We start from the raw sequence: 25,442 nt of genomic DNA, 5'->3' as shown, positions 1-25,442 counted from the left end.
CGCGTACACACTGCGTGGGCCGTCCACTAAAGAGTGCCTAAAAACTACCCCCGGTACCCGATATCCGCACCGGTCGGTACTCGATACCGCCCTACCGGTACTAAATAGCGTCGCGCGTCACTTTCTCTACGGGAATAATTTTCCCTCTAGATAAGGCTGGTTAATGGCATATTGTGTTGATTTGTGGTGGAACACTATTGCAATGCGATGTAGGTAAAGCTAACCTAATCTAAAAGTTGCCTGCGGGTCTGTGAGAAATCCAGTGGAAAACGTCGAGGACAACTTCAGGAAACCGACTTTAAGGAAAAGGGATGGCAGTAAAGAGGAGAGTGCAGTCAGTTATCGCAGCCGCTATCTGCGCCGGATTGGTTTTGTCAGGATGCTCGTCGAACGATTCGACCGATGAAGCGGCAACCTCCAAAGTTGCAGAAGACGTGACCATTGAGCATGCACGGGGTACGGATACGTATCCGGTCAATCCACAAAATGTGGTTGCCGTGGGGCCGGCTGTTGATAACCTGCTGGAACTTGGAATTAAACCAGCAGCCGTCGTGCAGAATGCAAAAGATAAGAACTCACCCTGGCGCGAGGGGAAGCTCGATGGTGTCAAGGTGATCGATCAGGCAGATTTCAAAACTCTGCCACAAGAACAAATCGCGGCAATTGAACCCGACTTCATTGTTGGGGATTACTGGACAATATCTGAGGTTAATTACAAAGAATTGTCTGCAATCGCACCGACTCTCGGCGGCATCTCCGATAAAGGGGAGGGGATTGGCTGGGAGGCACAGCTAGAAGCTTTGGGTAAGATCTTTAATAAGGAATCCGAAGCGAAGAAAGCTATCGATGAGGATCGGAAGCGTTTCGCTGACGTTAAGGAAAAATTGCCGAACCTCGCGGGTAAAACCGGCATTGTTTCTCAATTCGCCCAGGGATCCTTTGGTGCCGTTGCAGACCCTGAGGATCCGGGTGCATCCTTCATCTACGATTTGGGTATGAAGTTCCCGGATAAGTTGACTGACGGTACGGTTCCAGTTGATAAAGGCCGCGTCACGCTTTCTCCGGAAAACGTATCCCACCTGGCCGCTGATTTTATGGTTATTTATAACCGCACCGGCTCAATCGAGGAAGTTGAAAATACTCCGGGATACAAAGATTTGCCGCAGGTGAAATCCGGTGCGACTCTCGCTGGCGATGAAGCGGTCGTCGCTGGACTCAACAACCCGACGAGCTTGAGTCGAGCTTGGGTGCTGGATAAGACGATGCCGACGCTGGAAAAGGTTGGAAAGTAGTCAAGGTCTGCACGACTCCGACGCCTGCTAGATGGGGCTCAGCCCGTTGCAGCAGGTAGTCATGAACGCCTTCCGATGCATCGGAAGGCGTTCTCTTAAATGAATTGTATCCAAGGCAGTGGTCCGTTCGCTCATGCCTTTCCGGCACGGAAAACCAGCGTCAGGCTTTCCGCATCTTCGCTCACCGGCGCAGCACGATGACTGTATTAAAAGGTATGTAGGTGAGCTGGAAAATGCTTGGCGCTGGGAAAAGCGTTCAAAGCACCAGCAAAAACTTAATAAGAAAATAGACAATCGAACAAAGTGAATTAAAAGCCATCTAGACCGAGAGGGGACTGGTCTCAAATATGCCAAGGAACAGCCGGAGCAGGGAAATTTATCCAATTTCTTACCGGGAATTATATGTGGAAGAAATTGAAGATATATCGCCATCCATGCGGCGCATTACGCTGAGCGGGGAGCAACTCCAAGACCACGAGCGCGATGGTATTTCCGTTCCCTCGCTGGTAAGCCATGGTTTTGACGACGACGTTCGGCTCATCTTCCCGGATCCTGAAACGGGGGAGCGGCCGCACCCAATAGCCCAAAATGATGGCAACCTCTTGTGGCCAGAAGCCGTGAAAAACCTATTCCGCACATACACGGTTCGCCACTTTGACGCTGTACGCGGGCGATTAGCCATAGATTTCGCGCGCCATGGTGAGGGCTTGGCCGAAAACTGGTCCCAGAATGCCCGAATCGGTGACGCCATTTTTGTGGCAGGCCCGAAGTCGTGTGCACAGTTACCTACGCACACCGATTGGCTCTTCTTGGCCGGAGACGAGACTGCGCTCCCAGCAATCGGCCGCTGCCTGGAATCACTCCCGTCAGGGCATCGCGCGGTTGCGGTGGTAGAGGTTCCTACGAGTGCTGATATTCAGAACCTCGATATTTCGGATTCGGTACAGATCCACTGGGCAGTACGTGACCAGGGCGAGGACTTCGTAGAAAAGGCACGTGCGCTTTTTGAGGAGACTGCTCAGTCGGCATTGCCGGGTGGCGAAGCATATGCATGGGCGGCGGGGGAGGCCTCCCGGCTGAAACCGCTGCGGCGTTTGTTTAAGGCCTCCGGAATTTCCCCTGAGCATCGGGAAATCACAGGCTACTGGCGGCGTACCAGCCAGAGCGACGCTAAAGAAAGCGCATCGAGCAGCAGCAATAGTGTTTTGCACAATATCCATGATTTGGCTGAGTTGAATTCGGCCTTTGCGCTTCGCACTGCCGTGCGTTTAGGGCTCTTCCAGGAAATCGATGCGGGTGCGAACACGGTCCCTGCTCTTGCTGCTGCGACAGAACTGCACGAGGAGGCGCTACGGAGGTTTATCCGTTACCTGGCGGCTCTTGAACTTGTCGAAGTTAGCGAAACCACCCTCGCATTGACCGCAATGGGCATGGAACTGGCGGACCCAGATTCAAATGTAGTGCGTTGGTTAAGCGGGCCAGCGCACCTTGAGGCGATGGCGCTGATGCGCCTTGAGGACAGCCTTCGCACCGGTGGGCCAGCGCTTCAAGGCGAAAAGGGATTGCCGTGGTCAGAATATCTTGGCCAGGACCCGCACCTGGCAGCCGAACGCTTTGAGCAAAAGAATGTGAGTGCTGGGTGGACCGCTCCTTCCGCAGCAAAGGAACTGCAGCAGTATCTGGATGACACTGCTCGTGTTCTCATCATTGGCCAGGGCGGTGCAGTATATGCAGATGAAATCCTCCGCCGATGCGAGCATGCTGAATGCCGGATTATCACCGATGCTTCATCGGAAGCGGTGCTACGGGAAATCGCAGTAGCCTCTCATGCGCGCTGCGAGATGGGCGGCGACGGACGCGGCCTTTCTCCCACCGAGACGGACTATGCGTGGGCAACTGACGTGATTTTCATCGATCCCTGGAGCATCTTTGGCAGCGAAGAGGTGGCTGCCGAATTAGGCCGCGCGGTTAGTGGGGATAAGTCCCGCCGGGCTTTTATCCTTACCGAGGTCCTCGAGGAAGCAGGCGGCGATGAGCATTCCTATGAAGAGGACTTGGTGAGGCTTTCCATGTTCGGCACCAAGGTGCCGACTCAGGACGATGTCAGCGCTGCTACCGCTGATAGCCGCGCTCTTATTTCTTCTGCCACGGCTGTTGGCTGGGGCAAACACCTCTTCGTCCTGGAAGCAGAAGCGAATTCCTAAAGAGGAACCTCGGTAGGACAAAATGCCTCGAGCATAACCTTTTATTTCCGGACCACGGTCCCGGACGGGAGCCGGGGGCCGTGGCTGCCATAAGTGTGGTGAACACGGTGAAGTAGGCGAACGTTGTCCAGCCGATCCCGTGGGTGAGGGTCATCAGCACCGTGCAGACGGATACGCCGAGTGCGCTACCAAGTTGGGTCGCGATGCGGCCCGCAGCACTGGCATGGACGACTTCACCTTTGGATAAGCCGTGGTAGGTCGCGGACATCGTGAGCACCGTAAGGGCTCCGATTCCGCCGCCGCGCACGAATAGCCCACAGCCTTGAAGGATGAGCCAGCCTGCCGCCTGGCCGGTGGGAAAGGCGAAAGGTAGCGTTCCGATAATAGCGGCGGCAATGCACATGTAGACGGTCTTCCGCGTACCCCAACGGGCGATGAACTTTTCCGACGCCGAGCGGCTGAAATACGCGCCCACACTCTGTAGTGCTAGCAGAAGTCCCGCATGCAGTGCGGTGTAGGCGTAGCTGCTCTGATAGTGCAGTGGGATAAGGAAGAGCCCGCCATAAAACACGGTGCTTGCAATGGCCAGCGTTGCCCACGCTGAGGAAAAGGAGGCGTGGGTAAATAGGCGGACATCGATAAGCGGCGATGGTGCCCGGAGCGCATGCAGGACAAAGTATCCAATCAGCCCCGCGCCGGCGGCGAGGAGAATTATGCTTGTCCAAGAGTTCATGTGCCCGATGGTGGTAAAGCCATAGACTGCCGCGAGCAAACCTGGCGCGAGCAAGAGGTATCCCATGCGGTCCAGCTGGGCTGCAGGGTCTGCTGGGGTCCGTTCTAGATAGTGAGCGGCTAGGGCGATTGCGGCGATGCCGATGGGGACGTTGATGAGGAGGATGGCGCGCCAGCCGATGGCATCAACAAGCAGCCCGCCCAGTAGCGGGGCAATCGCAGGCGCAATTACCGCTGGTAGACCGATTGCGGTGATGGCGCGTGTGGCCTGGTCCTTTCCGGCATTAGTGACGATGAGGGTCTGCATCACCGCCACCGAGAAGCCCGCCGCGAATCCCTGCAGGATTCGGAAGGCGATGAGCATATCGATATGGGTCGATACCCCTTGGCCAGCCACGTTAATTATATATGGCCGGGATGGACCCTGTCCATTTTGTTGATGGCTTGTTTCCATCCGGATGTTCGTGCTCCCTCAAGGAGTCTACTGGCTGCAGCAGAGGGCTGTTTTGGATTGGTTCGTTCTACAACGTGTTTGTATTCAATATTGCAGTTAATTAGTCGCAGCGTCTTTAGGGCAGACTCATCAGGCGCCCTTAGAGCTGACGGCAAGGTGCTTTCCAATGGTTCGAAAGATCAAAATGACGAATCTTTGTGCTATCGCAAGCGGGCCCATCTCAAACAAGGGTGAACAGCGTAGTGCTGCACTCGGATTTCGTGCATTTTGATGTTGAAGAATCCAGATTCAGTGGATAAGCACTTAAGTAAATGCCATGATTGTGAATACGGCCTCTTATGAATCTTTTAGTTTCAAAGCTTTTGCCACGGCTAGGTGGACCTGCATGTGTGACTCTTCTTCGGGTTGCACATTAAGATCTTGGTAACGGTAAATGCAGCGGGATCCTCCGCCCCCGCCCCCAATTTCAAATACGCCTACAACAGAAGCCTCGAAGAGTAAATTCAGCCATATTCGAGCTTCTTCTTCGCAGACATTCTGTGCTTGAGCGACAGTGAGCCAATCTTCCATGAAGAAATTTCTTTTCCTAAGCTTCCGGACAAGATTGAGGACACTCTGAAAATTATCAATAGTATGACTAAATTCATCACGAAGCTCTTCAAGGACATGCATGCAATATTTGGGCTCGGCTGAATAAATGTCCTCTCGCTCAATTAAAGAATGACCATTTCGCTGAGCTTCTTCGAGGCAAGAGATAGAAAAGGCTACTATGTCCCTCGGTCGCCCCATGGTCCGTTTCAACATATAAGTTTCAGAGCGGGCGCGTTGCCGCATTTCTCCATCGTAGAACAGCGAATGCCAAGTCGAGGAACTACTTTGCTTGTTGCCGACACTACTTTTAATTCTAGCTTCGATTACTTTGATTAGGTCATCGTCACTCCAATCCAAGTACTCGATATCTTGACTCACTTTATTTCGATCGTTGAATGAAATTGCCTGCCACAAATCTGTTCTAAGAAAAATAATTACAGTTGCTAATCCTTTGGGCTTAACTTTCAAGTTAATATCACGCATGGCCTTGATGGCCCCGATGATTAGAAGCCTTGCTTCCTCGCTGCCGTCCCATGCTTCATCAATCCTGTCGATAAGTACAGTCCGAGGGAATTCGGCAAGGATTTCTAAAGCAAATTTTTGAAACTGATTAAATACTTGGATAAATTTATCGTCTAATGTCTGCTGAGATGTGGTATCAAACTCTACTCCCCCTAAATCTGCCACGGTAGAGATATTAGGTAAATTAAGTTTCTTTATGCGACTGAGCCAGTCAAACATCTGATTGAGTCGACCTTGTCGATCCTGAACCTGAAGATCATGGAGGAATTTATTGAAATTGCTCCGCTGTTTCGAAGACATTTTTTCCTGTATCGAACCGAGCGCTGCAAGGTAGATTAACAATTCCCATGCAGTAGTGTATGCATTCGTCTCTGCGACGCCCTTTTCCCGCAACAGCTTGTGAGTTTCAAAAAAAATTTGTTAATTCAAGATCGACTGTCCTGTGGCTAAAAGCGTCCCTGATATGGGCAAATAGAGCGGTCTTTCCTGAGCCTTTCCTACCCAATATCAGTTGCTTCCCTGAACGGACCCCATCGACGGCTCCAGTTTCAACAAAATAAGCCTCGAGTTGTTCGTCGCTTTCAGCGTCAATACGGCCTAAGTTGATTTCGTTGAGTGATGATTCCATTATCCCTCCATAGTAAAGTTGGTTTGGCCCCTATAGCAGCCAATTCTATCGAAGTGTCCTGACTTTTTGTTCCTTGGTATTTGCCTTGATTTGCATTTTATCCTGTGGCTGATTCTAATTCCACAGTTCGGTTTCCACCTCGGCTGGGGTTCGGTATCCCAGGCTTTGGTGGAGCCTTACCTCGTTCCACCATGACACCCCACTCGAATGTCGCGATTTCTACCTCGACAACGTTATTCCACCTGCGATTATAGATGAGTTCGCCTCTTGTGAGGAGCCGTTAACGTTTTCAGCTAGAGCATTGTCATTTCAGTCGCCAACAGTTCCGGTGGAAGCAGTGGTCCCGTGCTGGGCGAGACGCTGGTTGTAGACAACGCTGACGTACGGCGAGCCGTGATCCGAATGGTGAATGAGACCTGTTGTTTCCCTCGCACTTACAATCGCTTGATTGAGTGCTTGTAGCGGCAATGCCTGCAGTGCGCATGGGCCCGACCCCCGAAGCCTTTCTTCGTGCGCACGTAGGTAATGTCGGCCACCCACAGCTTGTTTAAGGCCTTGGGCTTTGAACTCACGCCCCACTAAATCCGGGCGCAGATCCGGCACGTTGAGGTGTACGGGTTGTGGTAGGTGATCTGCCTGTGCCTGTGCCAGAAACACCGGCCAGGCGCATCAGCCGGGCGGTTTGTTCACGACCGATGTCGATTCCGTCACGGTCAAGCGCATGCCACATCTTTCGCACGCCGTAGACACCGTAATTATCCCGATGGATAGCACTAATGCGTTCAACCAGCACAGCATCACGAAGGCCGCGAGCACTTACCCCACGGGCCTTGGACTGACGATACCCACGCGAGGTGATGAACCCACCAGCGCGGTTTTTCTTCAACGTCTTACAGATGAACTCGACAGAGAAACGATTCCGGTATTCATCGATGAACCGGATCATTTCCGACGTTTTGGGTCGAGTTCCGACGCGAAAAAAGCTGAGGCAGCCTTCAGCAGCTCATTAGTGTCGCGTAGCTGGTGATTTTCACGGCGTAGCCTCGCGTTTTCGGCAGCCAAATCTTCAGGCACAGGCTCTGGGATGTTTCCCGAACGACGAGCAGACTTAAGTCCATAGACGAGCCGTGTGCCATGAAACCCCAACTTTGCAGCTACTGCCTGGCACGCGGCCCGCATCGACATGTTTTCCGCCAAGATGCGGTCTTCCACGAGACGGACCACACGATCCTTCGCATCCTGGTCAAATTTTCTTGGCATATTCCAGATTTTCCCATCTACTCAAACGGAACAAAACCTGGGACACTCCGAAACGCTAGGATAGGAGAAAATAGATCTAGTTAAGGAGTACAAAGCAATGGCTAAAGAAACTGCACGCGCCCTTGGTCACGAAGTAGACGTGGATCGCGAGAAATTTACCTACCTGGCATCCACTGATGCCGAGGGCAACAAGATTGAATCCGGCAAGGCTGCGGGAGCCGGTGTAGCCGGAGCCGCGGCTGGCGGGGCTGCTGCTGCCGGCGCCGCCGCAGCGGCAAGCGCAGATGGGCAAAATGATGCTGCGGCGCAGAGCGATTACGAGCCGAAGAATCACGTCGTTACCGGCGCTGAGGAAGAGCACGTCGCTGCAGCGTCCGAGCAACCGGATCTGCAGGAACAGCTGGATGAGGATAACGCGGACTATGAGCCCTCACAGCACGTGGTGGGCGAGGCCGAAGAGGAACACATCGCTGCCGCCCCCGAGCAGCCGGAAGGGGTTGCAGCTGATGATGAGCGCGATGACTTTGATGACCTGAAGGACAAGGTCACCGAGGCCGGCAACGTCGTTGAAGAAGCCATCAACCGCGCTAAGGACTTCGTGGAAGACAAGGCGCAGGAATACCAGGATGGATCCGGTAAGAAGGGCGGTTTCTTCGACCGCGTGAAAGACGTCGTGCGCGAGGCTCGCGATAACCTCGACGAAAAGCGCAAGTAGCTAACTACGCCCAGGCCGCTGTCTTAACCCGAAGGGGAGAGGCAGCGGCCTTTGTGCTGTCGTGCTAGTCCAGCGCGTGCAGGTAGAACCGGCGGATGAGCAGACGGCGGGGGATATCGACAAGCGGGCGCAAGAAGGGCAGGAAGGGCTCGGAGGTGGCATCGATAAGCAGCAGCGTCCGCCCATCCCGCAGGCGCTCTAAGGTGAAGGTTTCCTCGCCGCGCTCGAGGTGTCCGGGCAAGGTGCCGTAGGTAAAGCCGCAGCGCCCATCGTCAGAGAAAGCCTCGACCACGCGGCAGCGGAAATCAAACGGGCCAAGGCCCATGGTGACCTCGGCGCCTTCTTGGACGACCGGGTGGGTGGGGCGCACGCGGAAGAGGCCGCTGCGCTGGATGCCCCAGCGAAAGAGCCGGTGGGCCGCGGCATCGAAATCGGCGTCGATGACCCGGCTCATGTGCAGCTGCGGGAATCCGGCGGTATCGGTATAGGAAAGCGGCTCTGGCATCTTAAGTCTCAGTGCTTATCTGTGGGGACCTCATGGGGGTGAAGAATAGGGCATCGAAAAGTTTTTGGGTACGGATTAATAGTGTGATCACCCCCGAAACCTGAAAGAACGGTAACGGCTTGGAAACAGTCACAGGACTTAGCTGCTTTCACACGAGATTCATGTCAGGATTTAGCTAGCACGATCCTGACAACTGAAAGAAGGTACTTTGATGCTTCGCATTCCGCACCTAAAGAAAGTCCTGGTGGGCTCGGCTTTCGCTGGTGCGTTTTTCCTGGGTTCCCCGGCAGCAGGCGCCCAAGAATTGCCCCAACCGGATATTGACTCGGCAGGGTTAATCAACCACGTGCGCGATGGCCTCGCGGACTTTGGAATTGAGACCCCAGAGGTGGATAAGCAGGTCACCGATACCGTGGATTCCGCGGTGCAGAACGCGCACGATACGGTGGCGAATAACGCCCAGCAGGGGGCTAAGTACGCGGAGCCGGCCACCAACCCGAATCCCTTCGGGCTACTGGAACAGGCCACTCAGGTAGAGCAAAAGCCATTGGGTAATAATCCCAATTACCAGTGGAAAAATGATGGATTTTCCAAGGTAGCTGCGGGCAAGCCCGATGCAGATTTTGTTCTGCACCGCGTGCCGGGGTCCTTGTTCGATGCCCCGCGCACTCCCGAGGAATCCGATGTTGCCATGAACCAGGGTAAGTCCCTGTACGGCCCTGGAACTCCCATCTATATCAATGGTGACACCATGTGCACCCTGAGCGTTGCCGGTAATGACGATGCCGGCCGCAAGGTGGGGCTAACCGCAGGGCACTGCGGCAATGAGGGCGATGCCATTACCTCGGCCGATTCTGATCACATTGGCCCGACGGGCACCATCGTGTCCAAGAATGACAAGCTGGATTATTCGGTGATCGAATTCGGTTCTAATGCTGAGGTCACCCGCAGCTACAACGGAGTAACCGTTAACTCCCTAGGCGGGACCGTAAACCCGGGTGAGACCGTATGCAAGCAGGGCGTTGCCACCGGCAAGACCTGCGGTATGACCTATCAGCAGGCACAAAGCATCCAGGTCAACCAGGTCTGCGCCATGATGGGCGATTCTGGTGCGCCGCTGCTCGCCGGTGACCGCCTCATCGGTTCCATCTCCGGCGGCTTCCTGCCGGTGAACTTCCCGTGCCGCACCCCGCTGCAGGGTGCGGTTCATAACCCCACCGCCGCTACCAACATGGATACCGTGTTGGCGGATATGAACCGCCGTGGTGGCGTTGGTGCTGGGTTTACCTTGCCCGAAGCATAAGCGCGAAGCAGATAGCGCCCCGTTCAGCCTTGAGTGCTGCACGGGGCGCTTTTTTATGCGCAATTTCTATGGGCATATAACGCGCATGCGTCCCGCCAAAGTGGGGGAAAGCGCAGGATAGCCTTGCCTGCAATCGGAGACATAAACTAAGGTGAGACTTACCTATTGTCCAATTAGGGATAGTCAATATCTGCTGTGGCTAACGCATCCGCAGCGAAATTTGAACCGAGGTTTCCCCATGTACAAAACCCATTCCACTCCACCAGAAACTGGGCCCATTCGCGCGGATCAAGCACCCACCGATGCCGTGGTGGAACTGTCCGCTGATTGCCTGCACAACGCGATCGAGACCCAACCGGCGCTGGCCGTGCGGCTGCGCGAGCTGGGCTTTCGGCCTGGCACCCGCGTGCAGATCGGCCGCACCGTCGCAGGCGGTGCGCGCATTGTCAGCGTAGGTACGGCCCGTTATGCCGTGGATGCGCACACTCTGCGCCAACTCGAAGTCGTTCCGGTGGAGGCATAAGCGATGGCACATAATTCCACGGCCCCAGCAAGCTGCCACAGCACCTCCACCATGCGGATAGCGGCGGAAGGCACGCCGGTCCTGGCACTGGTGGGCGCGCCCAACTCCGGAAAGTCCACCCTCTTTAACGCATTGACCGGCGCGAAGGTCCAGACCGGCAACTGGCCGGGCACCTCCGTCGAGGTCAGCCGCGGGCTCTGGAATGCGCAGCCAGAGGCCTTTGACATCATCGACCTGCCCGGCGCCTATTCACTTGAGCCCATGAGCCCGGATGAGGCCTTTACCAAGCAGATGCTCATTGACTGCCCGGCAGACGAGCGCCCTGATGTCGTCGTGGTCCTCGTGGACGCAACGGCCCCGGCCCGCGGGCTCAACTTGGCGCTGCAAATTGCCGCCGAGCCATACCGCGTGGTCATCGGCGTGACCAAGGAGGATATGGCCGAGCAGCAGGGCATTAGCATCGATACTGAAGCGCTCTCCCGCGCCACTGGCATGCCAGTGGTCAGCGTCAATGGACGGCGCCGGCGCAACCTCGACGGGCTGGAAACCACCGTGGCACAGGCCATGCGCGTCGAGCCAACCATCATCCGCCAGGATTCCGGCCTGGATCAGCGCTTTGCGGATCTCGATGCCGCCGAAAAAGCTGCGGTCCACCGCGTGGAGGTAGGCGAGACCCTCACCCAGCGCGTGGACCGCGTGGTGCTGCACCCAGTGGTGGGCCCGCTGCTCTTCCTCGCGGTGATGTGGGCGGTCTTCTTCATCACCACCACGGTGGCAGGGCCCATGCAGGACGGCCTCGAAGACCTTGTCACCGGTCCGGTCTCGGACGCGGCCCGCGCCGGGCTGGAAGCCATTGGCCTGGATCACTGGCTGATTTCGGGCTTGCTTGTTGATGGCCTCATTGGTGGCGTCGGCATGGTGCTGACCTTCGCTCCGCTACTGGCGCTGATGTTTCTGTGCTTGGCGGTGCTGGAGGATTCCGGCTATATGGCGCGCGCTGCGGTGGTCACCGATAGGGTGATGCGCTCGATTGGCCTGCCTGGCAAGGCCTTTATCCCCATCGTGGTGGGCTATGGCTGCAACGTGCCGGCGATTTCGGCCACGCGAGTGCTTGGCGATGTCCGCCACCGCATCCTTACCTGCCTGCTTATCCCCTTCACCTCGTGCTCGGCGCGGCTTATCGTCTTTATGATGCTGGCGCAGGTCTTTTTCCCAGATCACGCCGGATCGGCGGTCTTTGGCATGTACGTTCTGTCCATCGCCCTGGTGGTAGCCGTGGGCTTGGCACTGCGCAAAACGGTCTGGCGCGCCATGCCGTCCGAGGCACTCGTTATTGACCTGCCTTCGTATCAGCTGCCCACGTTTAAGCTATCGCTCTCGGTCATGTGGGTGCGCCTGAAGGGATTCTTACACACCGCAGGTGGCATCATCGTGGCCACGGTGGTGGTTATTTGGCTGCTCATGTCCATACCCGTCACCGGTGGGCATTCCTTTGACGAGGAAGCCGTCCCGCCGGAGGACTCGGCCTATGGCGCGGTTTCGAAGGCGATATCCCCGGCGTTTGCGCCGGCTGGCTTCGATTCGTGGTCGCTCACCGGCCCGCTGGTAACAGGTTTTGTGGCGAAGGAAACGCTGATTTCCACCTGGGCGCAGACTTACGCCGTCGATGACGTCACGGATGCGGATCCTGAGGAACAAGCCGAGTCTTCGCTGGCCGATCACATCCGCAGCGACTTCGATGCCGCCTCCGGTGGGCACGGGCTGGCCGCGGTGTGGGCGTACATGGTCTTCCTCTTGGCCTATACCCCGTGCGTGGCTACGGTGGCCGCGCAGCGGCGCGAAATTGGCTGGAAGTGGACGCTCATCGGCTTTGCGCTCCAGCTCGTCACGGCCTGGGTCTTGGCAGTCGGAGTCTTCCAGGTGCTGAGGTTATTCCTATGAGCCCTACAGACAAGGTAAAAGAAGCGATCCGCGGCGGTCACTCCACCCCCGCAGACATCGCCCGCGCGACCGGACTGGGGCAGGGGACCGTGGAGGTTATCCTCGCCCACTTGGAACACAGCGCGCAGCTCGTGCGCGAATCGCTCTCCTCGTGCCCCACGGGCGGCTGTGGTAATTGCTCGCACAGTGATGGCTGCTCCGGCGCCGAGGGCGGGCGCCGTGAACCGGTCTTATTGAAACTTACGGTCCGGCCTTAATCCTGCAGCATCTGCAGCGCGGCCTTGTGCAGGCGGCCATTGGAGGCAATGGCCGATCCGCCGTGCGGCCCAGGATTGCCGGACAGATCCGTAAACGTACCGCCGGCCTCGGTCACGAGCAGGGACGGGGCGGCGAGATCCCAGAGGGAGACCTCAGGCTCGGTGGCGATATCGACAGCGCCTTCTGCCACGAGGCAGTAGGACCAGAAATCGCCGTAGCCGCGCAGGCGCCATGTCTTATCCGTCAGGTTGAGGAACTTATCGCGTAATCCACGCTCGGACCAGCCGGTGAGCGAGCTCATGGCAAGGGAGGCATGCCCAAGTTTCTCGATCTGGGAGACGTGCAGGCGCTTCGGCTCACCGCCAAAGACGCGGTAGGCACCGGCGCCTTTCGCTGCGTACCAGCGCCGGCGCAGGGCTGGGGCGGAGACCACGGAGACGACCGGTTCGCCGTCTTCGAGCAGGGAAATAAGCGTGGCCCACACGGGCACACCGCGCACGAAGTTCTTCGTGCCATCGATGGGATCGATGACCCACTGGCGGCCCTCGTAGCAGGCCTGGCCGCCAAACTCTTCGCCCAAAACCTCATCGCGCGGGCGGGAGCGCTTCAGCGAATCGCGAATGTGCTTCTCGCAGTTGAGATCCGCATCCGAGACCGGGGTCAGGTCCGGCTTTTCCTTGACGGATAGGTCGGTGGCCTCGAAGCGGTGCATCGTGACTACATCGGCGTGACCGGCCAACTCGAGCGCGAGACCTAAGTCTTCTTTGAATTTACCCACGGAGCCATTCCTCCATTTGTTGAACTACCTGTTTATTTCCGGCCAAGCACCACTCGACGCCACCGGCTTCTACCTTGCGGGCGGCACCACCAGCGGCCTCAATGAGAGCCTTGCCGGGGAACCAATCCCAATCCGCTACCGAATGCTGCATCCATGCGCCCCACGTGCCTTCTGCCACGGAGGCCAAGTCCACTGAACCGGCACCAAGCATACGGACTGTAGCAAAGTTTTCGGTCACCCGCTGCCACGCCGCACGAATTTCTGGATCCGCCAGCGACGTTGGGTGCAGGTAGGACGAGAGCGAGATTTCTTCTGCCGGCTTATCCTGCAGCTTGGCAACGTCCTTACCATCGAGCGAGGTGGGGTAGTCGCGCCCGCCAAACCAGGTATAGCCCATGGCGGGGCGGTGGACGGCGCCGAGGGCGACCCCGGAGGCATCGGTAAGCGCGAGCGCCGAGCACCAATAATCGGAGCCGGAGGTGAAATTGTAGGTCCCATCGACCGGATCGATGACCCAATTGCGTCCGGACTGGGACTCGCGGGCTGTGCCTTCCTCGCCCACGAGGCCGTCCTCGGGGCGCACGGCCTCTAGCACTCCGGCAACGAAGCGCTCTGCGGCGCGGTCTGCATCCGTGACCACATCAGAAATAGAGGTTTTCTGCTCAACCGAGACGCCCATCTCGCGCAAGCGCCAAGCTAAGCGTCCGGCGTTATACACAAGCGCCTGCGCCAAATGGGCATCCCCATCGTCAGCATGCGCGACAATAAACGTTTTGATGACCGCATCGATCATCTCCTGCAAGCTTGGCTTTTGATCCATGCACACCATTGTCACCCTAAATCCAACCAATGGCTAATTCTGTGGGGGAGGTGGGTAAGATTGGGCCCTATGCGTCCCGAAGTAATTACACGGCTCAAGCAATTGGACACCACCCTGACCACCATTGAAAAGGTCATGGATCCGGAAGCCTTGGCTGCGCGTATTCGGGAACTGGAAGCCCAAGCTGGGGATCCCTTGCTGTGGGATGATCCCGAGCACGCACAGAAGGTCACCTCTGAGTTATCAAGCGCGCAAGCAAAGGTCCGCAAACTGGAGTCTTTGCGCGGGCGCTTAGATGATATGCCGGTGATGTACGAGCTCGCGGAGGAAGAAGGCACCGTCTCCGTTGCCGATGAAGACCTTGCGGAGCTGGAAAGTGCCATCGAATCCCTCGAGGTAACCACCATGCTGTCCGGGGAATATGACCCGCGCGAGGCCGTGATCAATATCCGCTCCGGCGCCGGCGGGGTAGACGCGGCCGATTGGGCGGAGATGCTCATGCGCATGTACACCCGCTGGGCGGGAAAGCACGACCACAAAGTGGATATTTACGATATTTCCTATGCCGAAGAAGCGGGCATTAAATCCGCCACCTTCGTGGTGCACGGGGAATACATGTACGGCCAGCTCTCCGTGGAACAGGGCGCGCACCGCCTCGTGCGCCTTTCGCCCTTCGATAACCAAGGCCGGCGCCAAACCTCCTTTGCAGAGGTCGAGGTCCTTCCCGTGGTGGAGCAAACGGACCACATCGACGTGCCGGATAACGAGGTGCGCGTGGACGTGTACCGTTCCTCTGGTCCCGGCGGGCAATCGGTCAATACCACCGATTCCGCGGTCCGCCTGACGCATATCCCCACCGGCATCGTGGTCACTTGCCAGAACGAGAAATCACAGATTCAAAATAAGGCCTCTGCCATGCGGGTATTGCAGGCCAAGCTCTTGGAGCGCAAGCGCCAGGAAGAGCAGGCGGAGCTCGATGCGCTCGGCGCCGGCGGCAATGCCTCCTGGGGCAACCAGATGCGCTCTTATGTTTTGCACCCGTACCAAATGGTCAAAGACCTGCGCACCAATTTTGAAATGGGCGATCCCTCCAAGGTGCTTGATGGGGACATCGACGGCTTCTTGGAAGCCGGCATCCGCTGGCGCATGCAACAAGAGCGCGGCGAGGATTAACCTCGACCGCGCTCTGCAGGCTTAAGCCGGATAGTGCATCGGGGCTCCCGGTCCGAGTGGGATACCCAGTAGGTACCACACGATAAAGAAGATAAACCAGCCGACGATCATGGCGATGGAATACGGCAGCGCCAGCGACATCAGCGTGCCAACGCCCGCCGGCTTGTAATAGCGCTGCAGGAAGGTCAGCGCCAGGGCGAAGTACGGCGACATCGGGGTGATGATATTTGTCGGTGAGTCACCGATACGGAAGAGCATCTGGGAGACCTCAGGCGAGATGCCCACGTACATCATCATCGGCACGATCACCGGTGCCATCAGTGCCCACTGTGCGGAACCTGAGGTAATGAACAGGTTGAGGACTGCCACCATGGCCACGAGCGCGGCGAACATCAAGATGGGCGGCAGCGACCATGCCTGCAGCAGCTCAGAGCCCTTAATGGCGGTCCACACACCGAGGTTGGACCACTGGAACCACGCCAAGAACTGGGCGACGGCGAAAAAGAGCACCAGCATGGGGACCAAGGTCTTAATGCCTTTAGCCATGAAATCTGGCACGTCGGAGGCGGACTTCAGCGTGCCGGCGTAGATGCCGTAGACGATGCCGCAGACCAAGAATGCCAGGGCAATGGGAACCGCAATCGCGCTAATCAGCGGCGATTCCATGAAGCTATCTTCTTGGCTAGCCAGCGGGGAGCCTGGGATAAAGAGCAGGGCGAAGAAACCCGCGAGGAAGATAAGTAGCGCGATACCAGAGGCAACCAAGCCTTTTTGCTCCTCCGGTTTTACCCGCAGCTCGTCTTCTTCTTCCTCGAAATCAACGTCGCTATCTTCGCCGTCCTCGTCCGTATCGTCATCAGCGGCGCCGGCAGCCTGGGAGAAGGATACTTCCTCGTAATTAATCTTGTCGTGGTTGACCAGCTCGCGGGCCTTTTTCACCATGAACCATTCCGTGACGGCGGTGATGATAAGCGATAGCACGATAGCGGATGGTATGACGAAGAAGATATTGGCCAGCGGGCTGACCTCATAAGCCTCATCCACGAATTGTGCGGCGGGAGTGGAAATACCGGCCAGCAGGAGGTCAGTAATGTTGAGGATCAGCGAGGCGTTGAAACCCGCCGAGGACGCCGCAAAGGCCACCATGGCACCCACGATGGGGGAGCGGCCCACCGAGTGGAAGGCCATCGCGCCCAGCGGGATGAGGATGACATAAATCGCATCCGAAGCCACGGAACCGGTCACGCCGGCCAGCGCGACGAGGAAGGTAAGGAACTTCGGGCTGACCTTGGTCACCATGGCGCGCACAAGCGCGGACAAGAGCCCAGACTGCTCGGCCACGGCCACACCCAGCATGACGGCAAGGATGACGCCCAACGGCGGGAAGCTCGTAAAGTTTTCCACCGCGTCTGTGACCATACGCGAGATATTCTCGGTGGTCAGGAGTGATTCAACCTCGATGGTATCGCCGGTTTTAGGATCCTCGGCGCTCATGCCAATTAAGTGGCCAATCCAAGAGGTAATGGCGACGATTATCGCGAGGATGACGAAGAGCCAGAAAGGATCGGGGAGTTTATTGCCAATCTTTTCTACGGTGCCTAAAAAGCCGCTTGCTTTCTCCGGTTTTTCTTTGGTTTTAGTCTCGGCCATAGTATCGGCACTTTCTGTCGATCGAGTCGGGCACCATTTCGTACCAGATATTGTGTTCCAGACTACAATACTAGATAGCGTTCACAGGTTGCTGTCAACTTTGATTGCTACAGTAGCGGAGTGATTACTTTCGAAAACGTGACTAAGGTGTATTCCGCCCAGTTCCGGCCCGCGCTCGATGGGGTGTCTTTTGACATTGCGGATGGTGAGTTTGCCTTCCTCATCGGACCTTCGGGGTCCGGAAAGTCCACCTTTCTAGAGCTCATGGTGCGCTATAGCAATGTGACCTCGGGCGATATTTACTTCGGTGACTTCCACGTCAATGAGTTGAAGGGCAAGGATATTAACGCCCTGCGCCAATCCATTGGCTACGTATTCCAGGATTTTCGGCTGCTACCCAAGCTCAACGTGTACCAGAATGTGGCGTTTGCCCTGGAGGTCATCGGCAAGAGCAAGCACCGCATCTCCACCGCGGTGCCGCAGGTACTGGAGATGGTGGGTCTGGAAAACCGCCACCATGCGATGCCGCACGAGCTTTCCGGCGGTGAGCAGCAGCGCGTGGCCATCGCGCGCGCCCTGGTCAATCGCCCGAAGCTGTTGCTTGCCGATGAACCCACGGGCAACCTCGATCCCGCCACCGCCGACGGGATCATGGACTTGCTGCTGCGCATCAACAAGCGTGGCACCACCGTAGTGATGTCCACGCACAATTCCCGCGCCGTGGATAAGGCGCACAAACGCGTGCTGGAATTGCGCGATGGCACGCTCGTTCGCGATGAGCACAACGCAGCCTATTCGGCGCAGGAGGAGCAGGCATGAAGCTAGGATTCATCTTCCGCGAGGCCACTAAGGGTTTGGGCCGCAACCTGACGATGACCATCGCGATGATCATTACCACGGCCATTTCTGTCGGCGCTGTGGTTGCCGGCATCATGGTCACCCACCTCACCAAGGATACGAAGGATATCTACTTGGACCGTGTGGAGGTCATGGTGCAGCTCAACGAGGACATTTCCGCCACGGATCCAAACTGCACCACGCCCGCCTGCGCGGACTTAAAAGAACAGCTGGAATCCGATAGTTCCGTAGAGTCCGTGGAATTTCGCAACCGGGAGGCCTCCTACGAGCGCTTCCGCGAGCTCTTCCAGGACACGGATCCGGTGATGGTGGAACAAACCTCGCCGGACGCGCTGCCGGCAGCGTTGCACGTGCGCCTCGTTGACCCGGAAGAGGCCTCCGCCATCGATGCTGTGCGGGATAACCCGGCGGTAGAAGAGGTCGTGGACCAGCAAGAAGAGGTGCGCGAGGCTGCAAGCAACCTCGATTCCATCCGCACCGCCACCTTCATCGTGGCCATCGTGATGTCCATTGCGGCCATCTTCCTGGTGGCCAATATGGTGCAAATCGCCGCTTTCCACCGCACCCGCGAGACCGAAATCATGCGCATGGTGGGCGCTTCGCGCTGGATGACGCAGGCGCCGTTCGTGGTAGAAGCCGTGCTCGCTTCCCTCATCGGCTTGGTCTTGGGCGGTGCCGGGCTGCTCGTCGCGAAATCCCAAGTGATCGATCCTTCCCTGCAGGGCCTGTATGAATCGCAATTGCTGGCGCCGATGAAGTCCAGCGATCTGTGGGTAGCGCTGCCGCTGGTAGGCCTGCTCGCCTTGGCGGTTACCGCTGCCACCGCGCAGATTACCCTACGTTCTTATGTCCGCCGCTAAGCCGTTTGCCGGGTGCGGTAAACGAGCAGTACACTGAGGCAATTATGGCTAAAAAGGGCAAGAAGAATAAGAAGGCGGCTTCCGGGGACGCCACGCTTGCGACCAACCGCCGGGCCCGGCACGACTATAAGATCCTCGAAGAATTCGAGTGCGGCATCGTCTTGCTCGGCACGGAGATCAAATCCCTCCGGGAGGGCAAGATCTCGCTCAATGATGCCTTCGCCACCATTGATAATGGCGAGGTGTACTTGCGCAACCTGCACATTCCGGAGTATTCGATGGGGTCGTGGACCAACCACAGTCCGCGGCGCACCCGCAAGCTTTTGCTGCACCGCCGGGAGATCGACAAGCTCTACGGGCAGGTGCGCAATGGCAATAAAACCCTGGTGCCGCTCAAGGTGTACCTAAAAAACGGGTACGCGAAGTTGTCGCTGGCGCTCGCGCAAGGTAAGCAGGATTATGACAAGCGCGAGGACATCAAGCGGCGCGACCAGAACCGCGAAATCACCCGCGAGCTCGGCCGCCGCGTGAAGGGGATTAATGCTTAAGACGGTAAAGGTTCACGATGCAGTCAAGGGCGAAGACTCCATTTCCGGAACCGGCGTCCTAGTAGATCGTCTGTGGCCGCGGGGCATCGCCAAGGCGGACCTGGACTATGACGAATGGTTCAAGGACGTGGCGCCTAGCCCCGAGCTGCGCAAGTGGTGGAGCCATGACGAGGATTCTTTCCAGGAGTTTTCGCGCCGCTACCGCGCCGAGCTCGATGACCGCGAGTCGGAAGAGCTCACCCAGCTGCTCTCCTTGGCAAAGGAGGGGGACCTCACGCTGCTCTTTGGCGCTGCCGACCGCGAGATTAACCACGCGGTGGTCTTAAAAGACTGGCTGGAAGAGCACTTGGAGAAATAAAAGCGTCTGCGGTAGTGTTAGAACAACCGTAGGGAATGATGCACTATCCCGTCCCTACAAGTGCTATGGGGTTGATTTGGTTTCGACTTCGTACACTGCGCCAGGGGAAGCGTGCCGGTGAAGGCTATCGACCACCGTTTAAGCGTCGTAGCAAACAAATAAACGCAGAGAAGAACTCTCAGCGTGACTACGCCCTCGCTGCCTAATTGCAGCGACGCGTGTCTGTCAGCCTAGGTTTCGTTCCTGACCTAGAACCTGGCATCGACTAAGGAACTTGCCGTCTGGCTGTGTCATCAGGGCCAGATGGGACTCTTACTGGTGACTGGGCCCATCATCCGGTACGAGTTCGCCCGAACCGGAGGGCCGAGCAGAGATCATGTGCGAACTGCGCACGGAGAAGCCCTGGCAAGGTGACGAAGGACCCGGGTTCAAGTCCCGGCAGCTCCACCGAGAGCCCCAGCTAGATTCAGTTCTAGCTGGGGCTTTTCTCATAAGGTTGCCCGCGCGCGGCTAGGGTGGTGGCCATGCAGCGAGTATTCGATTCCCACCTCCATATCATCGATTTTTCTCACCCCATCCAGGAGAATCAGGGTTATACGCCGCCGGAATTTTTGGTTCCGGAATATGACGTATGGCGCGAGAAGCTGCGCGGTGAGGGCTTTGATATCACCGCCGGCGCGGTCGTCTCCGGTTCCTTTCAGGGCTTTGACCAGGGGTATCTGGCGGATGCGTTAGGGGAGTTGGATAACTTCGTAGGCGTGACGCAGCTGCCTGCCGATGTCCCCGATGCCGAAATCCGCCGCCTCGATGGCCTGGGCGTGCGGGCGGTGCGCTTTAACTTCCGGCGCGGTGGCAGCGCAGCGCGGGAGGACCTCGAGGAGCTCGCCTGGCGGATCTATGACCTAGCCGGCTGGCACGTGGAGCTTTATGTCGACGCGGCTGCGCTGGGCGAAATGGCGCCGGTGCTGAAGAAGCTGCCGGCCGTTAGCATCGACCACCTGGGCCTGAGCGCGCAGGGAGTAGATGGCCTCTTGGAGCTTGTCGATGCCGGCGTAAAGGTCAAGGCCACCGGATTCGGGCGAGTGGACCTCGACCCAGGGGAGGTGGTGCGCCGCATTGTCGACGTCGATCCAACGGCGCTCATGGCGGGTACCGATTTGCCCTCGTAGCGGGCGAGCCGGGTGTTTTCAGTTGATGATTTCCGGCTCATTGAGAAGGCCGCGGGGTACATGCCGATCATGTTTTCTACGCAAATGCAGCGCGTTTCTATGGCCTGGACGATGTGCTTTAGGAAAGGTTACCCTCACCCTTGATTGGTTAGGGTGACTTAAGCTAAGTTAATGGGGCATTTGTTTCTCGTCTATAAGGAAAGCACAATGAAGAAAATTCATCGCGCTCTTTTGTCTGTCGTGGCTGTCGCCTCCCTGGCGCTTACCGCATGTAGCACTGCGGAAGAAGAGGACCAGGGTTCGAACAAGGGGACATCGGAAAGCGCACTGCAGATCGAAGATAATAACGGCACCCATGAGCTGGACGTACCGTTCGAGCGCGTCGCGGTAACGGATAACCGCGCCTTCGAAATCCTCGCGGATTGGGACGTCAACATCGTGGCAGCCCCGCTGGGCATCGTCCCGGATACCCTCTCGGACAAGATCAACGAAGACTCGATCGAGGCCAACCTGGGCATGCACCGCGAACCCGACCTGGAGGCGCTGGTTGCCGCAGAGCCGGACATCGTCATCAACGGTCAGCGCTTCACCCAGCACCAGGCCGATATCGAGGCTTTGATGGAAGATACCCCGGTCCTGGACTTCTCCCCGCGCGATGATAAGGACATGGCGGAAGAACTCATTCGCCAGACCGAAGCACTGGGCAAGATCTTCGACCACGAAGATGAAGCAAAGAAGCTTGTCGATGACTTCAACAAGGCGCTGGACCGCGCCAAGGATGCCTACGATCCTGAGAAGACCGTAATGGCCGTCAACACCTCCGGTGGCGATATCAACTACATCGCCCCAGGTAAGGGCCGCTTCTTCGGACCATTCTTTGACCTGCTGGGCATGAAGCCTTCCCTCGAGGTGGAAAACGCCAGCGATGACCACGAGGGCGATGACATCTCCGTCGAGGCAATTGCTGATTCCAACCCTGACTACATCCTCATCATGGACCGCGACGGTGCCATTGCCAAGGATGAAGCAGGCTACACCCCAGGTAAGAAGCTGGTAGAGGATTCCGCGGCACTCAAGAACGTGACTGCCGTGAAGGAAGGCAAGATCGTTGCCGCTCCGCAGGATACCTACACCAATGAAAACATCATTACCTTCACGGAGACGCTCAACGCGATGGCAGACGCGTTTGAAAAGAACTAGCCACCACTAAAAACCGGAAACCGGAGGGATTTTGTGCCCTCCGGTTTTCAGGTGCGTAAAGGATAGTTATGGAAACCACCACCCGCACAAAGGTCTGGGATTGGAAGCTCGGCCTCGGCGTGCTCATCGTCGCCGCGTTGCTCGTTGCCTCCTTGCTGACCGGGCAGTACGACGTTTTTGGCGCCGACGATGGCGCCGCCATGTTCGGCATTACCCGCTTACCGCGCACCATTGCCTTGGTGCTGGCCGGCGCGGCCATGGCTGTAAGCGGCCTGGTCATGCAGCTGCTTACCCAGAACCGCTTCGTCGAACCGTCTACCACCGGCACCACGGAGTGGGCCGGTTTGGGCTTGCTCATCGTCATGGCCGTCGCGCCCACGTCCTCGATTCTGGTCAAGATGATTGGTGCGGTGGTCTTTTCCTTCCTGGGAACCGTCGTATTCTTCCTCTTCCTGCGCCGGGTGACCCTGCGCTCCTCACTCATCGTGCCGATCATCGGCATCATGCTGGGCGCCGTGGTCTCTGCAATTTCGACGTTTTTCGCCCTGATGACGGACATGCTCCAGCAATTGGGCATCTGGTTCATGGGCTCATTTACAGCGGTGTACAAGGGTCAATACGAGGTTTTGTGGATCGTCCTCTTGGTGCTGGTGGCGGTGTATATCTACGCCGACCGCCTCACCGTGGTTGGCTTGGGCGAGGACGTGGCCACCAACGTCGGGCTGAACTATAACCGCATGTTATTGATGGGAACCGGCCTCATCGCCATTGCTACGGGCGTGGTGACCGTCGTCGTGGGTTCGCTGCCCTTCCTGGGCCTTATCGTGCCCAATATCGTCTCCATGGTGCGGGGCGATGACCTGCGTTCCAACGTTCCCTGGGTCTGCCTGCTGGGCATCGGCATCGTCACGGTGTGTGACCTGGTGGGGCGCGTGATTATCGCCCCATTCGAGATGCCAGTTTCGGTCATTCTTGGCGTCATCGGCGCCATCGTCTTCATCATCATGATTGTGAGGTCGACCCGTGCGAACTAAGATGTCCGCCCCACCCAAGAAGTACTGGATCACGCTAGTCTGCGTATGGGGCCTAGCTGCGGCTTTGGCCTTTGCTTACCTGGCCTATGGCAACCCGATGGAGTTTGGCACCCGCAAGTTTTGGCTCATCGCCCAGCGCCGCGCCGATGCCCTCATCGCCATGGCGATCGTCGCTGTGTGCCAAGCCATGGCCACGGTGTCTTTTCATACCGTGACGAATAACCGCATCTTGACGCCATCCATCATGGGCTTTGAGTCCCTGTACGTTGCCATCAATACCGCGACCATTTTCTTCCTGGGTGCTAGTGGGCTTAACGATGCCCGCACCGTGCCCACCTTCCTCATGCAAATGGGCGTCATGGTGGGCCTTTCCCTGGTGCTTTATTCGTGGCTGCTGACCAATAGAAAGCAGAATATGCACGCCATGCTGCTAGTCGGCGTGGTCATTGGTGGTGGCCTGGGCTCGCTGTCTACCTTTATGCAGCGCATGCTGACCCCCAGCGAGTTCGACGTGCTGACCGCGCGCCTTTTTGGCTCCGTCAATAACGCCGAGACTGAGTACTATCCCATCGCTATTCCCATCGTGGCCATCGCCACCACGCTGTTGGTGCTCAATGCGCGCAAGCTCAACGTGATTTCCTTGGGTGCCGATGTCAGCACCAACTTGGGCGTGAACCACAAAGCGCATGCAATTTACACGCTGGTGTTGGTCTCGCTATTGATGGCGACGACGACCGCACTGGTAGGGCCCATGACCTTCTTGGGCTTTTTGGTGGCTACGCTGGCCTATCAATTCGCCGATACCTACGACCACCGCTACATCTTTCCGATGGCGGTGGGGTTAGCATTCCTCGTGTTGATTGCGGCGTACTTCCTCATGCAGCACGTATTTTCCGCCCAAGGCGTGGTGTCCATCATCATTGAGCTGGTAGGTGGCTCCGTGTTCCTCTTTGTCATTATGCGAAAGGGCCGACTGTGATCGAATTAAAGAACGTTTCTAAAACCTATTCCGCCGAGACCGCTATTGGTCCACTCAACCTGACCATCCCGCAGGGAGGCATCACCGCGCTGGTGGGGCCGAATGGTGCGGGTAAGTCCACGATGCTCACCATGATCGGGCGCCTGCTCGACATGGATGAAGGCAGCATCGAAATCGCCGGCTATGACATCCAATCCAGCAAGTCCGCCGACTTGGCAAAGATCGTGTCTATCCTGCGGCAGGAAAATCACTTCGTCACGAAACTGACCGTGCGCCAGCTCGTGGGCTTTGGCCGTTTCCCCTATACCAAGGGTCGACTCAATAAACACGATGAAGAGGTCATTTCCAAATACATCCACTTCCTACATTTGGAAGAATTGCAGCACCGCTACCTTGACCAGCTTTCTGGTGGTCAGCGCCAGCGCGCGTACGTAGCAATGGTGCTGTGCCAAGAAACCGATTACGTGTTGTTGGATGAGCCGCTGAATAACTTGGACATCTCGCACTCGGTGGACATGATGCGCCACCTGCGCGAGGCTGCCCAGGAATTGGGGCGCACGGTCATCGTGGTTCTGCATGACATCAACTTTGCCGCGCGCTACGCGGACTATATCTGCGCCTGCAAGGACGGGCAGATCGTCGAATTCGGCCCGGCCGAGGAGATTATGCGCGACGATATCCTGACGCCCATCTTCAATACTCCGGTGCGCGTTATCGATGGGCCCGATGGAAAGATCGCGTGCTATCACTAAAAACCAACGTTAGCCTGCGAGTTTGCGTTGTGTAGTGGGGTGGTATAGATTTTAGCGAGTCGCCGAGAGGTAGCCGGTTGGTTACTTTTGAGTGACTTTTTGTACTGACTTGGTTCGAGGATTTGACTTGGTTCAGGTTGTTGGGTAAGTTGGTACGAGCCGCCGCTGAGAGGTTAACGTTTGGTTAATTTTCTTGTGGTGTGTGGATGTTGTTTGAGAACTCAATAGTGTGCCAATGTACTTATTTTTTATTTTTGTGTGCATGGTTGTGTGTTGATTGGTCTGTTGGCCAGCAAGCCTAAAGTTGGTTTGTTGGTTGGTGTGTGCCGGTAAGG

23 protein-coding genes, 1 other RNA gene and 2 pseudogenes are annotated in these 25,442 nt (G+C 57.1%); 18 read left to right on the top strand and 8 right to left on the bottom strand.

What is annotated here, in order from left to right; translation table 11 throughout:
- The first annotated feature begins 311 nt into the window (after positions 1 to 311).
- Together MHX65_RS10975 and MHX65_RS10970 are read left to right on the top strand one after the other, a co-directional pair.
- A complete protein-coding gene (locus tag MHX65_RS10975; RefSeq protein ID WP_239270096.1) occupies positions 312 to 1,292 on the top strand; it encodes an ABC transporter substrate-binding protein in 981 nt (326 codons plus the stop codon).
- Between the two features lie 404 nt (positions 1,293 to 1,696).
- Positions 1,697 to 3,496 carry a siderophore-interacting protein gene (locus MHX65_RS10970; protein WP_239270095.1) on the top strand — a complete coding sequence of 600 codons (1,800 nt, stop codon included), beginning with the start codon at positions 1,697 to 1,699 and terminating at the stop codon, positions 3,494 to 3,496.
- Here MHX65_RS10970 and MHX65_RS10965 read toward each other — a convergent pair.
- From MHX65_RS10965 to MHX65_RS10950, 4 genes and pseudogenes are all read right to left on the bottom strand, one after another.
- Positions 3,426 to 4,625, bottom strand: a complete 1,200-nt coding sequence (locus MHX65_RS10965) for an MFS transporter (protein ID WP_239270094.1) — start codon at positions 4,623 to 4,625, stop codon at positions 3,426 to 3,428. The two genes, MHX65_RS10970 and MHX65_RS10965, sit on opposite strands and share 71 nt — an antisense overlap.
- Positions 4,626 to 5,018: 393 nt before the next feature.
- Positions 5,019 to 6,188, bottom strand: coding sequence for a P-loop ATPase, Sll1717 family (locus MHX65_RS10960; RefSeq protein ID WP_370657802.1), 1,170 nt, complete (start codon positions 6,186 to 6,188; stop codon positions 5,019 to 5,021).
- A gap of 13 nt (positions 6,189 to 6,201) precedes the next feature.
- Positions 6,202 to 6,423, bottom strand: a complete 222-nt coding sequence (locus tag MHX65_RS10955) for a hypothetical protein (protein ID WP_239270092.1) — start codon at positions 6,421 to 6,423, stop codon at positions 6,202 to 6,204.
- Positions 6,424 to 6,537: 114 nt separating this feature from the next.
- Positions 6,538 to 7,683: pseudogene (locus tag MHX65_RS10950) on the bottom strand (IS3 family transposase).
- A 97-nt stretch (positions 7,684 to 7,780) separates the two neighbouring features.
- Between MHX65_RS10950 and MHX65_RS10945 the strand changes: the two are divergent.
- On the top strand, positions 7,781 to 8,398 hold the full coding sequence (locus MHX65_RS10945) for a kinesin (protein WP_239270091.1): 618 nt from the start codon (positions 7,781 to 7,783) through the stop codon (positions 8,396 to 8,398).
- A gap of 64 nt (positions 8,399 to 8,462) precedes the next feature.
- On the opposite strand, the gene MHX65_RS10940 is transcribed toward MHX65_RS10945, so the two are convergent.
- Complete coding sequence (locus tag MHX65_RS10940; RefSeq protein ID WP_239270090.1) at positions 8,463 to 8,903, bottom strand: DUF1990 family protein; 441 nt, start codon at positions 8,901 to 8,903, stop codon at positions 8,463 to 8,465.
- Between the two features lie 211 nt (positions 8,904 to 9,114).
- Between MHX65_RS10940 and MHX65_RS10935 the strand changes: the two genes are divergently transcribed.
- From MHX65_RS10935 to MHX65_RS10920, 4 genes are all read left to right on the top strand, one after another.
- A complete protein-coding gene (locus tag MHX65_RS10935) occupies positions 9,115 to 10,206 on the top strand; it encodes a S1 family peptidase (RefSeq protein WP_239270089.1) in 1,092 nt (363 codons plus the stop codon).
- A 238-nt stretch (positions 10,207 to 10,444) separates the two neighbouring features.
- Complete coding sequence (locus MHX65_RS10930) at positions 10,445 to 10,729, top strand: FeoA family protein (RefSeq protein ID WP_239270088.1); 285 nt, start codon at positions 10,445 to 10,447, stop codon at positions 10,727 to 10,729.
- Positions 10,730 to 10,732: 3 nt separating this feature from the next.
- Positions 10,733 to 12,670: a ferrous iron transport protein B gene (gene feoB, locus MHX65_RS10925; protein WP_239270087.1), complete on the top strand. Its 1,938-nt coding sequence runs from the start codon at positions 10,733 to 10,735 to the stop codon at positions 12,668 to 12,670.
- A complete protein-coding gene (locus tag MHX65_RS10920; protein WP_239270086.1) occupies positions 12,667 to 12,927 on the top strand; it encodes a MarR family transcriptional regulator in 261 nt (86 codons plus the stop codon). The genes feoB and MHX65_RS10920 overlap by 4 nt, the downstream gene beginning before the upstream one ends.
- On the opposite strand, the gene hisN is transcribed toward MHX65_RS10920, so the two are convergent.
- Together hisN and MHX65_RS10910 are read right to left on the bottom strand one after the other, a co-directional pair.
- Positions 12,924 to 13,706, bottom strand: a complete 783-nt coding sequence (hisN, locus tag MHX65_RS10915; RefSeq protein ID WP_023016942.1) for a histidinol-phosphatase — start codon at positions 13,704 to 13,706, stop codon at positions 12,924 to 12,926. The two genes, MHX65_RS10920 and hisN, sit on opposite strands and share 4 nt — an antisense overlap.
- The gene (locus MHX65_RS10910; protein WP_239270085.1) at positions 13,699 to 14,535 is read right to left on the bottom strand and encodes an inositol monophosphatase family protein; all 837 of its coding nucleotides are present in this window, start codon (positions 14,533 to 14,535) and stop codon (positions 13,699 to 13,701) included. Before MHX65_RS10910 ends, hisN begins: the two co-directional genes overlap by 8 nt.
- Positions 14,536 to 14,595: 60 nt before the next feature.
- On the opposite strand from MHX65_RS10910, the gene prfB reads away from it, so the two are divergent.
- A complete protein-coding gene (gene prfB / locus MHX65_RS10905; protein ID WP_239270084.1) occupies positions 14,596 to 15,699 on the top strand; it encodes a peptide chain release factor 2 in 1,104 nt (367 codons plus the stop codon).
- A gap of 21 nt (positions 15,700 to 15,720) precedes the next feature.
- On the opposite strand, the gene MHX65_RS10900 is transcribed toward prfB, so the two are convergent.
- The gene (locus MHX65_RS10900; RefSeq protein WP_239270083.1) at positions 15,721 to 17,349 is read right to left on the bottom strand and encodes an AbgT family transporter; all 1,629 of its coding nucleotides are present in this window, start codon (positions 17,347 to 17,349) and stop codon (positions 15,721 to 15,723) included.
- A gap of 120 nt (positions 17,350 to 17,469) precedes the next feature.
- Here MHX65_RS10900 and ftsE point away from each other — a divergent pair, with 120 nt between their 5' ends.
- From ftsE to MHX65_RS10850, 10 genes and pseudogenes are all read left to right on the top strand, one after another.
- A complete protein-coding gene (gene ftsE / locus MHX65_RS10895) occupies positions 17,470 to 18,168 on the top strand; it encodes a cell division ATP-binding protein FtsE (RefSeq protein WP_239270082.1) in 699 nt (232 codons plus the stop codon).
- Entirely contained in the window at positions 18,165 to 19,067 is a 903-nt protein-coding gene (gene ftsX / locus MHX65_RS10890; protein ID WP_239270081.1) for a permease-like cell division protein FtsX, read from the top strand. Before ftsE ends, ftsX begins: the two co-directional genes overlap by 4 nt.
- Before the next feature lie 44 nt (positions 19,068 to 19,111).
- Positions 19,112 to 19,615, top strand: a complete 504-nt coding sequence (gene smpB, locus MHX65_RS10885) for an SsrA-binding protein SmpB (RefSeq protein ID WP_023016945.1) — start codon at positions 19,112 to 19,114, stop codon at positions 19,613 to 19,615.
- On the top strand, positions 19,608 to 19,973 hold the full coding sequence (locus tag MHX65_RS10880; RefSeq protein ID WP_239270080.1) for a DUF488 domain-containing protein: 366 nt from the start codon (positions 19,608 to 19,610) through the stop codon (positions 19,971 to 19,973). The genes smpB and MHX65_RS10880 overlap by 8 nt, the downstream gene beginning before the upstream one ends.
- A 67-nt stretch (positions 19,974 to 20,040) precedes the next feature.
- Positions 20,041 to 20,423, top strand: a transfer-messenger RNA (tmRNA) gene (gene ssrA / locus MHX65_RS10875).
- A gap of 74 nt (positions 20,424 to 20,497) precedes the next feature.
- A pseudogene (locus MHX65_RS10870) lies at positions 20,498 to 21,264 on the top strand (amidohydrolase family protein).
- An 85-nt stretch (positions 21,265 to 21,349) separates the two neighbouring features.
- The gene (locus MHX65_RS10865; RefSeq protein ID WP_370657801.1) at positions 21,350 to 22,342 is read left to right on the top strand and encodes a siderophore ABC transporter substrate-binding protein; all 993 of its coding nucleotides are present in this window, start codon (positions 21,350 to 21,352) and stop codon (positions 22,340 to 22,342) included.
- 68 nt (positions 22,343 to 22,410) lie between these two features.
- Positions 22,411 to 23,376, top strand: a complete 966-nt coding sequence (locus tag MHX65_RS10860; protein ID WP_239270078.1) for an ABC transporter permease — start codon at positions 22,411 to 22,413, stop codon at positions 23,374 to 23,376.
- A 1-nt stretch (position 23,377) separates the two neighbouring features.
- A complete protein-coding gene (locus MHX65_RS10855; protein WP_239270097.1) occupies positions 23,378 to 24,355 on the top strand; it encodes an iron chelate uptake ABC transporter family permease subunit in 978 nt (325 codons plus the stop codon).
- The gene (locus MHX65_RS10850) at positions 24,352 to 25,107 is read left to right on the top strand and encodes an iron ABC transporter ATP-binding protein (RefSeq protein WP_023025818.1); all 756 of its coding nucleotides are present in this window, start codon (positions 24,352 to 24,354) and stop codon (positions 25,105 to 25,107) included. Before MHX65_RS10855 ends, MHX65_RS10850 begins: the two co-directional genes overlap by 4 nt.
- Positions 25,108 to 25,442: the final 335 nt, after the last annotated feature.

The organism is Corynebacterium sp. ACRPS (genome assembly GCF_022346005.1).
Classification (GTDB): Bacteria; Actinomycetota; Actinomycetes; order Mycobacteriales; family Mycobacteriaceae; genus Corynebacterium.
The sequence above is the reverse complement of the archived record's forward strand: the minus strand, read 5'-3'. Positions and strand labels throughout refer to the sequence as shown.